The following is a 9,995-nucleotide window of genomic DNA, read 5'->3' on the forward strand; positions in this document are numbered from 1 at the left end:
AAATGAAACGTGTATATGTAAGGTAAAAATTCCTAAGAATAGTTCGATAAACTTCTGATTTTCAACGGTTGCCTATGAACCTATATAACAACCAGCCAAAGATTGGGGTTTATCGAAACCTCCTTATTTATAGGGTGCTGTATAAACAAAATCCAGGAGAGAGTCGCTGATGTTGTTGCTTTTAAATGAGTCCATAAGTTGGGGTTTTAAATGGAAGAAATAACATGTGATAAAATACATCGAGAGCATACTCTCATAAGAGTTTTGGGAATAACTTCACTTACGATTTTAGTATTGGCTGGTGTAGCAGGTTCGGCTCCATTTGCATATGTAACAAATCTGGGAGATTATAATCTGAGAGGTTATTATTACGATACGAATTATAATGGTGCTATCCCGACTCCTAGTGTCGCTGTAATTGACACAGCAACTAACAATATTACAGCCAAAGTGCCTCTCGGCGATGGGTGGCCTATAGGAGTTGCAGTCAACCCTGCAGGAACAAAGGTATATGTAGCGTCCGCAACTATAGACGACGTCTGCATTGTTTATGTAATTGACACAGCCGCAAACACGGTCAATACCAAAGTGAATATCAGAAGTAGTTATCCTTCGGGAATTACATTTAACCCTGCAGGAACAAGAGTTTATGTGACGAAGCAGCGAGACAACACCGATATCTCTGTAATCAACCCAGCGACAAATACCTTAATGGCACCGATTATTGTGGGGCCGAGTACTTATGATATTGCATTTACACCGGATGGAAAAAAAATCTATGCTGCAAACAGTCGAAACAACACTATTTACGTAATTGATGCGACTACAAACAAAGTTACAGCCAATGTATCTGTAGGAGACAGTCCTTATGAAGTTGTAGTCACACCGGACGGAAAAAAGGTATACGTACCTAACTATAACAGCAGCACTGTGTCTGTGATTGACACAGCCACTGATAATGTTACAGCGACCGTGCCTGTAGGAGACTCGCCTCATCGTGTTGCAGTTACTTCTGATGGAAATAAAATATATGTAGCTAACAACTACACTGTCTCTGTAATTGATACAGCCACGGATACTGTAATAGCCACCGTGCCTGTAGGAACTTCTTCTCGTGAAATTGTAGTCAGTCCAGATGGAAGTAAGGTATATTTAGGAAACTTATACAATAATAGTGTCACTGTAATTAATACAAAAACAAATACCGTCACAGCCAGAGTGCCTGTAGGAGAATGGCCCATGGGAATTGCATTTACACCTGACGGAAAAAAGGTATATGTGGCAAACGCTGACAGCGACAATGTCTCAGTGATTGACACAGCCACAAATACTGTTACGGCTACGGTGAATGCAGGAATCTATCCTACTGGAGTTGTAATTGTGCCTTTTACAGATTCTAATATGGCTGATCAAAGCACGGGGGCAATCTCCAATACAACTGAAGATATAGAAGTTGAAGGAATTAATTTATCATCTGAAGAAAATGCTGTCGAACTCAATAATTCAAACAATAATAGTTACAATAATCCAAACAACAATAATTCCAAATCTAATAATAGTAGTAGCTCAAATGAAAATAAACCGAGCAAAAATAACTCCACTCCAGGATTCAGATTATTAGGGAGCTTGATCTGTCTTTATGGAGGATGGAACCTTAGGAAGGAGTAATATAGGGTTTGGATAACCAGATTGCTGGCAATTAATGATGCATTACATGTAGGTCTCTGTCACATGAAGTAAAAATCTTGCTGTATCGAAACTCAATATATTTATCAATAATAGGTTGATATCTCTCCAGAAATTTCACAAACTTGGGCTCTGCATATCATCATTTTTCACTTTGTGTACACTATAATTTTCTGCTCATGCGTAAGTTTCCTGCTCATGCTTAAGTTTAGAGAATTGATGCAGAGTTAGCCCAAGGTACTCTAAGATGAAATATCAACCAGTTAAAAGTGTATGACCTGTGATTGTTTAATCAGAGAAATTAATTTAACCTTGTACCACATTCTCCGCAGAACCTGGTACCAATGGATACTTTGTTACCACAATTCGGACATTTTGTGAGGGCAAGGGATGCTCCGCAGTTATTGCAGAATTTTCCTTCACCTGAGGGTTTGCCGCATTCCGGACATAAAGTTTGCCTTCTCTCTATATTGCCTTTAAATACATTCGCATTTTCAGCTTTATCCCTCATCTCATCTACCATGCGTTCTGCTCTTATTGCAGTCAGCTCAACATTTTCCCTTGGTGCACATTCTACACAGAGATTATCCTGCTCATTCCAGTCGGCTTCACAGACATAGTGTTTGCATCTTGGACATCTGCAGAAGTGTTCTTTTGCCTCGTTCTGGGCTGTTTCAAAGGCATTTTCCCATTCCTTGCGCCATTCAGGAGACATTCCCTGCTTTCGGTCATTGAGTATATCCACACCTCTTTCCAGTGCACTTCCAACACCGTACTGGCCTACAAGATCAGAGCCTGCAGAGAGAGCTCTTCCAACCATACCAAATAGACCTGTCTTCCGGTATGTCCTGGATTCGATGAATCTTGTTTTGTAGCCGTCCTGACAGATGTCACAGTAAAAAGTAAACTGAAAACCTGATTCTGAACTGTTGTCTTCATAGTTCCTTGTAAAAGGCTGAAGTTCTGACGCCTTGAATCCCATATTATTACCTCAACGGTTTACCGCATTTGATACAATTCTTGCTTGCAGGGGACTGCATGGTCCGACATTTCGGATTAGGGCAGACAATTACAATCGGAGCACTGCAATTGCTGCACTTATCCCCGAGGAATGTTTCTTTTTCGCAACTATTACATGTGATCCACAGCAAAATACCGCAGTGCCCGCATACTTTTGCCCCGTCCTCAAGAGGGTATCTACATACAGGGCATCTCATAGGCCCAAGAGAGTTCTCCTGTGTACAGAACGGACAGAAATTAGAATCGCGCGCTATCAATTTACCGCAGTATTTACACGGATGTTTATAACTAGCCATCTTTTTTCCCTTCTAAACTTTTGATTTGCCTTTAAGATGCCCAAAAAATATACTATCAATAATTATTGTATTGTAGTTTTTGAAATTTTCGAAATTGATCTACGAAATTCATAATATCAATAATAATGATTAGTATACCTTTGAGGAAGAAATTCTAAATGTTTATAGTAAAATCGAGTATTCAGTTGAATATATCGGTTTATTTTCGCTCTGCTTTGAACTTTGATATCTCCAGGAACCAGTAGCCTCCCCTCAAGACTATTTTACTCTCCATGAATTTTATTTTGTATTTGAACAGCGGGCAGTCGGTAACAAATGTATGGAACTCCCCGTTTTCACCGCAGGGGTCTATTGAGGGATTGTGCTTTTTTAGGTCTCGTATGAAATTTTCATCGATCTTTCGACCCAGCCACTCTTTCCCTAACAAATCGGCTTTAACGCTGAGCAGGATTACTTCTAACCCCAAATCTATGAGGCCATTTAGAATCTGCTCGGAATTCCTCTGCCAGAGCGGCATTATTAGCTCGAGGCCCAGGTCTTCGCATATCCTATCTACAAGGTTCTTGTGAGTCTTGATATGCCCGAAAACCGCCCCGTCTATTTTTCCCCCGTTATTCCTTAAATCACGGACAACTTTTTTGAATTCCTGTTCATATGAAGTAAAGTCCTTCTGGATAAGGGGAATTCCAAGAGCTTCAGCCTGTGCATAAAGCAGGTCAGGACTAATATCATGGGAGCAGTGCCTCTGGATTTCGCTGAAGTTCAGGAGGTGAGAAACCTCAAAACCTTCAGAGATTGCCCCGTAACATGCAAGGCAACTGTCTTTTCCCCCAGTCCATGAAACAACCACTTTGCCTTTATCGTTCTTAGCTGGAATGGAATTGGTGCTCATCTCCTAAACACATGCACAATTTGAAAAAAAAGCTTTTGTTTTTCACCGGCTCTCTGCCCGAATATTCTTTAAAATCTCCCTGAGAACGGGTCTCTTCCCATATAGATCCTTAAAAACTAAAAATCGAATCTGGAAACAAAAAATGATTCCAAAGAACTTCAGAAATAGAGGAAATAATAACTGATCATATGAAGTTTGAAGGAATTATCTAATCTTCAGGGACCTGTTTAACAACTTGAGGACATGACCTATAATTCTATATATGGGAAAAAAATTATTGTATACTTATGGCAGACTTTCTTGGGAATTTCCTATCCGGTATCAAACAAAATGTTCCATATTTAAAAGACCACGATATAAGTTCTGAAGTAATGCTTGGAGTAATGATGCATTTATTCCTTATTATTTGTTTTATCGCTTTATTTTATATGTTAGTTAGAAAATTCATGTAATTTCAAGTAAAAAACTTTTAAACTGAAGTTTATTTAGAAATCGTTAAAAATAAAAATATATTTAAAAATGAGTAAACAAAAATTATCAGCCATTAGGCTCAATTAATATATTTTTTGTTTATTTTTTTGTTTATTTATTTATTTATTTATTTATTTATTTATTTATTTATTTATAATATCTGCCTGCATTCAGCCTCTTGTAGCTTGTTTAAAGAAGAGTTATACAAACCATAATTACTCATTTTCCAGCTCATCAAGATATGGAGTAAGTGAGGATAGAGCCTCAGCCTTTTGGAATTCGGATTTAATCCCGGATGCCATATTAAGGGCTTTTTTAAGAATATCTTCTTTTCTAGATTCTTCCAGGTGAGGAAGAACATACGAAAGAGCTTCGGGCCTCATGTCCTTATCTTTAAGGCCGAAAGCCAATTGAAGAGCTTGTTCAAGAATTTCTTCTTTTCTTTGCTCATTTAAATATGGAATAAGAAATGAGAGAGCCTGTACCTTTTGATAGTCAGAGAAAATCACCTCTATCAGTTCAAGGGCTCTTTCAATAATGGCTTCGTTTTTTAACCCGTAAAGATGCGGGACAAGCGAGGAAAGTATTTGGAATTTTACGTCTCCATATTTAAGATGATGTGAAGCGCAAAAGATATTTTCAATAAGCTCTTCTTTACCTGATCCCCTCAGATGAGGAAGAAGTGAGGAAATAACAAGGGCTCTTTCATTTTCATCCTGAATATGGGAGGTAGCTTCAAGGGCTTTCTCTATAGATTCGGCTTTTTTTGGCTCTTCCAGGTACAGAACAGCCAGGGAAAGGGCCTGCGACCTTAAATCGCCATATTGAATCCGGGAAGCAAAATCAAGGGTTTCTTCTATAATCTCTTTTTTTTCCGGCTTCTCAAGACGAGAAATCAGCAATAAAAGTGACTGGGTTTTTTGAGTTTCATTTTTGAGTTCAATATCGGTTTTGGGAAAGTTAATGTTTATAATATTCTTTTTTGCAGCTTCAGCTCTTGCAAAATCAGTCTTTGCTATTTGTTTAATTTCTGCAATTTGCTTAATTCGTAAGGCACTTGCACTGTTTTCGCCTGAAATTCCCAGACCTTGAACAGGTTTTTCGATATCCGACATTTTGAATTGATCCAGAGCTATAGAAATACCCTTTCTTGCTACGAAGGCTTCAAGCAGACTGTTCAATTCTTCAAATACTCTGACTTTATCATTCAAAGTTTGTTTTGAGCCTTGTTCTAAGTCCTGTTTTATAATTCTGGCCGAACTGTCCTCGGTCATTAGCTTCTGTACTTCTTTATGTTCCATAAAAGATGAAATTTCTTTAGCCAAATCAGGGTTCCTTTCAAGCAATTCTAAAATCTCCTGAATCAAAACTTGCCTTACATCCATATCATAGGGCGCAATAATAAGATCTCCTGCGGCTTCTTTTAATTTGACACACTCTGCCGAACATATTTTTCTCCATAGTCTCCTTTTAATCTCCCAGATCTCAGACCCCACTTGTTTGCAGGCTTCTTCAGCCGCTCTTTTAGACCCGATGGCCAGATAGGGGATAACAGGTTCGAGAAAATCTGTTATTTTTTGTGCCAACTGTTTATTTATTACGTCCTGTTGCCGCATTATTTCAGCCTTCTCTTTAACACAACATTCTATTTTTATTTTCTTTTCCAGTCTCTTTTCTATTTCAGTCGCCAATAAGCTGACAAAGGCAGGCTTAAGATCCTCATCGGACTATATAATCTATTACATAAGTCCTATAATTCAATAATTATAAGCCTACACTCTAACAATTTCAGACCGACATTATTAATCCATAATAGCAAAAGTAAACAATAATATAATGCAATAAATACATATAATGCAATAAATACAATGCGATAGACCTTCAATTGTGGACTTTTCTGAAAACCCTATAAGTATGTATCCCAATATCCGCAAAAAAGTTATATTCTCACAGTTTGCCTTATACAACCCTTTTCCAGAGGCTGGTTTTTCTGGCTTTTCAATTAGTATTAGCTAATAACGCTGCAATTTATTCTCTGAAAGCCTGCATTTAATTCTCAGTCTTATGTTTGATTTTTTTCACTGCCATCTAAAATCCAGAATCAATACTTATATGAGGAAACCTGCCAGATTGGGATATTGTAAATAGGATAGCATTAGAGCAAAGTTGGTGGGAACTCTTGAGTGAGCAGCCAGAGATACACAATAAGACTTTCAGTCAGAACTCGGATGAGAGAATAAGGGCTGCAAAGCAGCTTGGAGCTTTTTTTGAGGCTCTTCCAGATAGGAGACAGGCTTTTGAAGATCTTTTAAGGCTTTGTTCTGATGAAGATGATGCAGTCAGGGAAGAAGCTATCAATTCCATTGTAACGGTTTTTCCTAATGTGCCGGATAGGGAGCTAGTATGGGATAAGTTTGTTAATCTGACAGCTTATCCGGTAGAATCAGTAATGATAGCTGCAGCAAATGCTCTGATCAGCGTTTTTTCCCTCATGCCAGACAAAAATAAAGCATGGAAAGACCTTGCCGGGCTAATAAATTCCAGATCAAGCATGGAAGATGTAAACAGGGAAATTGTCAGCTCGCTTTATTATCTAATAAAGGAAGTCCCTGATAAGGCACAGATATGGAAAGATTTACTTGAGATGGGAGCTTCGGAATTTTCTTATGTGCGAGAAAAGTCGGCTTTGCTTTTAAGCCTGATTTTTCCGGAACTGCCGGATGAGAAAAAAGAAGAAGCCTGGAACGAAGTACTGAGACTGGCTAGCGAATCTACGGATGAAAAGGTTAGAGAGCAGGCTACACGGACACTTGGAATTATTTATACACAGATGCCAGACGAAATGAAAGATGAAACTCTTGAGACTCTGCTGGAACTTGCAGTATCAGGAAACCCTGAGGTTCAGAAGGAAACTCTTCTGGCTCTGCCTCCGGTTTTTTCTCATATCCCGGATAAAAAAAAGGCCTGGGATGACATATTCAGGCTTACAGAAGACGAGAATGAGTATATTAGAAAGCAAGCTATTGATGCCCTGGTTTTTATCTTTCCTGAGATGCTGGATAAGAAAAAGGTCTGGGCTGATTTCCTGAGCCTAACAAGAGCCAGAGATGACTATGTAAGGGATGCGGCCTCTAATGCACTTGTATCCTTATTTCCAGGCCTAGATAACAAAACTGCACTCTGGAATGAACTCACCGAACTTTCAGGGGATGAGGACGAAGGTGTGCAGAGCACAGCAGTTAACATTCTTACGAAGATTTTTCCATACATTTTCTACAAGAGAGAAGCATATTCAGAGCTTCTACACCTGGCCGAAACGAAGAATAGTCCTGCGCTCCGAAAGGTTGTGGACACGCTTGCTTCTGCTTATCCCGAATTAACTAATAAACCTGTGGTAAGTGAAAGTGAATGGGAAAAGATGGGAAAATCTAACTCCAGAGAGCAAGATGAATTGTGGGAAAAATGCGGATCTGGAATAGATGACATATCTGAAGAAAGTTGTAACTTAGGAGAAAAAAAAATTGGTAATCTCCAGGTTAAAGAAAAAGATTATAAAAAGCCTGCTTCGGACCTCTTTAAAAAGTCTGCATCTGATTATTCAGGGCATGAAGTAGAGAGCAGGACATACATACGAAAAAAAGATATGGTAGACTTGTTTTCCAGGTCAGGCTCTGGTCTTTCTGACAAAGAAGAGGTTGTAAATAAGCTTATTAGCTTGATTTCGGATCCTGACCCCCAGAGGAGAAAAGGGGCAATAGAAGCCCTACTTGCTGCCTATTCCCGATATACTGGCAAAACACATGATATATGGAACGAACTCCTTAACCTGAGTGGGGATGAGGACACAGGCACCAGAAGGGATGCTGCAGACCTGCTTTCTGAGGTTTTTCCAGTGGTTGAGGAAAAATCTGAAGTTTTTTTCGACCTTGTTAGGCTTACTGAAAGCCAGGATGCCCAACTCCGGAAGAGAGCCGCAGAACTTCTTGCTGCTGCTTTTGCCTATTGTGAAGATAAGCAGGAAGCCTGGAACGAGCTCTTAAGGCTCGCATCAATAGAAGACCGGGAAGTCCGGAAAGGAGCGGTTCTTGCCCTATCTTCAGGCTATAAAGAGATTCCCGATAAAGAAAAAGCCTGGAAAGATCTTTTAAAGCTTTCAGATCATAGCGATAGTTTTGTACAAAGGGCGGCAACGAGGGCTCTTGGATCTGCTTTTTTCCATGTGCCGGATAAAACCCAGGCCTGGAGAGACCTTCAGGCACTTACTGACAATCCTTACGTTTATGTCAGAAGATATGCTTTCCGCTCGCTTGGAAGAGCTTCTCTCTGGAGGGCGTTAAGGGCAGAAAACGAAGCTACTTATATTTTTGGGCTAAAAGAAGCTGTCAATTACTTTAAAGAAGCATCCGAAGCCTCTGTTGGCTTTCATATTCCAGAATTCTATTATCCTTTTTATCAGGCCTTGTTATTCATTCTTTTCAGCGACAGACCAGGCATAGCGAAACTTGAAAGTGAACGATACCTCTCAAAAATGGCTGATGAAGTCAGGGAGCAGGCTGAAAACCAGAGGTTTCTCGAAATCTTTGAACAGTTTGCAGAGCTTCTCACACGCGCAGGAAAGCTTTCCCCCGGAAACCTGTCCGAACAAAAAAAGCTGCTAGAGGCATCTGTTCTTGCTTTTGATCAGTTTTCAAGCCTTTTTGAGAACAAAGAAGAAGAATCAATATTTACCCAAAAAACCGCAAAAAAAGAAAAGGCTGTGAAAAAAGACTATTCAAACCTTGGAAAAGCACTTCTTGAACGGGTAGAGAAAAAGAAGGAATCTTTAAAAAAAGACCGTAAAAATCTCTGACCTGAAATGATAAGTTGAGAATTGTGCAAAAAGGGTGGTTGGAGTCCCATGAGGAAAGGTATAGTCTTACTATGCTCCCATTTGATTCCAAAGTCAGGATACAGCGGAAAACTCAGGCGAAGGCCCACGCATCCAGATCTCGAGTTAGTACTCGATTTTATTGTACGCGAGAGAATACGCAGGCTTAGGTAGAAGAGACATGTGCTTTTTCGATTTTTGATTTAAGAATTACCCGATTCTGAGGTTCAGTTAGTTAACTCTAAGATTATAAGGAATAATACCCGAAAAAAACAGGAAAATCCAGTAAATAAACTTGAAAAAAGAAGAGATAGTTATGCCTGAAGCAGAGGCAAATACCGGATTGTTTTTTTCCTTCTGTTCAGGTTATTTATAGTTTTATTCCAATATAAACATTAAAAAAATTATCTTTATCGTTACTGGAGGGGTATTAAATGCTACATCTATGGGAGTACGATTCTCGTAAGCTTGACGGTTTAAATTTGGCGCAGATGATGGTTGAACTTGAAAGAGTAGGAAATGAGGGATGGGAACTGGTTCTAATAAGGAACGATATTGATGAAGAAGGCAGAGTAACTGCTATTTTCAAGCGGAAAATAGAGAACGAGACTATCGCATTATGAATCTATTTTTCATTTTTACTATCTTTTTACTTAACTACTGATAGTTTTAATTTAATTCTTTAGAAAAAGATGCGTTCCCACCTTAGGAATTCTGGAAGTTCCGAACGGCACTTATTAGGTCTTGTTCAGGAAGAGGTTGG

The 9,995-nt window shown here is 39.1% G+C and carries 7 protein-coding genes; 3 read left to right on the forward strand and 4 right to left on the reverse strand.

All coding sequences use genetic code 11. The features are described 5' to 3' along the window. Window positions 1-210 precede the first annotated feature (210 nt). Window positions 211-1,668, forward strand: a complete 1,458-nt coding sequence (locus BP549_RS14690) for a beta-propeller fold lactonase family protein (protein ID WP_292381876.1) — start codon at window positions 211-213, stop codon at window positions 1,666-1,668. A gap of 319 nt (window positions 1,669-1,987) precedes the next feature. Here the strand turns inward: BP549_RS14690 and BP549_RS14695 are convergent, their stop codons facing one another. The 4 genes from BP549_RS14695 to BP549_RS14710 all read right to left on the reverse strand — a co-directional run bounded on the left by BP549_RS14695 (window position 1,988) and on the right by BP549_RS14710 (window position 5,981). Beyond that, on the reverse strand, window positions 1,988-2,668 hold the full coding sequence (locus BP549_RS14695) for a zinc ribbon domain-containing protein (RefSeq protein ID WP_292381879.1): 681 nt from the start codon (window positions 2,666-2,668) through the stop codon (window positions 1,988-1,990). A gap of 4 nt (window positions 2,669-2,672) precedes the next feature. After that, complete coding sequence (locus tag BP549_RS14700; RefSeq protein WP_292381881.1) at window positions 2,673-3,002, reverse strand: double zinc ribbon domain-containing protein; 330 nt, start codon at window positions 3,000-3,002, stop codon at window positions 2,673-2,675. A gap of 199 nt (window positions 3,003-3,201) precedes the next feature. Further along, window positions 3,202-3,894, reverse strand: coding sequence for a diphthine--ammonia ligase (locus BP549_RS14705; protein WP_292381885.1), 693 nt, complete (start codon window positions 3,892-3,894; stop codon window positions 3,202-3,204). Window positions 3,895-4,580: 686 nt separating this feature from the next. After that, window positions 4,581-5,981 carry a hypothetical protein gene (locus BP549_RS14710; protein WP_292381888.1) on the reverse strand — a complete coding sequence of 467 codons (1,401 nt, stop codon included), beginning with the start codon at window positions 5,979-5,981 and terminating at the stop codon, window positions 4,581-4,583. 563 nt (window positions 5,982-6,544) lie between these two features. Here BP549_RS14710 and BP549_RS14715 point away from each other — a divergent pair. Both BP549_RS14715 and BP549_RS14720 read left to right on the forward strand, forming a co-directional pair. Then, window positions 6,545-9,214, forward strand: coding sequence for a HEAT repeat domain-containing protein (locus BP549_RS14715; RefSeq protein WP_292381890.1), 2,670 nt, complete (start codon window positions 6,545-6,547; stop codon window positions 9,212-9,214). A 452-nt stretch (window positions 9,215-9,666) separates the two neighbouring features. Continuing rightward, on the forward strand, window positions 9,667-9,855 hold the full coding sequence (locus BP549_RS14720; RefSeq protein ID WP_292376124.1) for a hypothetical protein: 189 nt from the start codon (window positions 9,667-9,669) through the stop codon (window positions 9,853-9,855). The last annotated feature ends 140 nt before the right edge of the window (window positions 9,856-9,995 follow it).

The sequence above is a fragment of the Methanosarcina sp. UBA289 genome, from assembly GCA_002496565.1.
In the GTDB taxonomy this organism is placed as follows: domain Archaea; phylum Halobacteriota; class Methanosarcinia; order Methanosarcinales; family Methanosarcinaceae; genus Methanosarcina.

Coding starts and splice junctions, on each gene's coding strand:
- BP549_RS14700 (WP_292381881.1), bottom strand. CDS start 3,002: ATGGCTAGTTATAAACATCCGTGTAAATACTGCGGTAAATTGATAGCG.
- BP549_RS14720 (WP_292376124.1), top strand. CDS start 9,667: ATGCTACATCTATGGGAGTACGATTCTCGTAAGCTTGACGGTTTAAAT.
- BP549_RS14695 (WP_292381879.1), bottom strand. CDS start 2,668: ATGGGATTCAAGGCGTCAGAACTTCAGCCTTTTACAAGGAACTATGAA.
- BP549_RS14705 (WP_292381885.1), bottom strand. CDS start 3,894: ATGAGCACCAATTCCATTCCAGCTAAGAACGATAAAGGCAAAGTGGTT.
- BP549_RS14710 (WP_292381888.1), bottom strand. CDS start 5,981: ATGCGGCAACAGGACGTAATAAATAAACAGTTGGCACAAAAAATAACA.
- BP549_RS14690 (WP_292381876.1), top strand. CDS start 211: ATGGAAGAAATAACATGTGATAAAATACATCGAGAGCATACTCTCATA.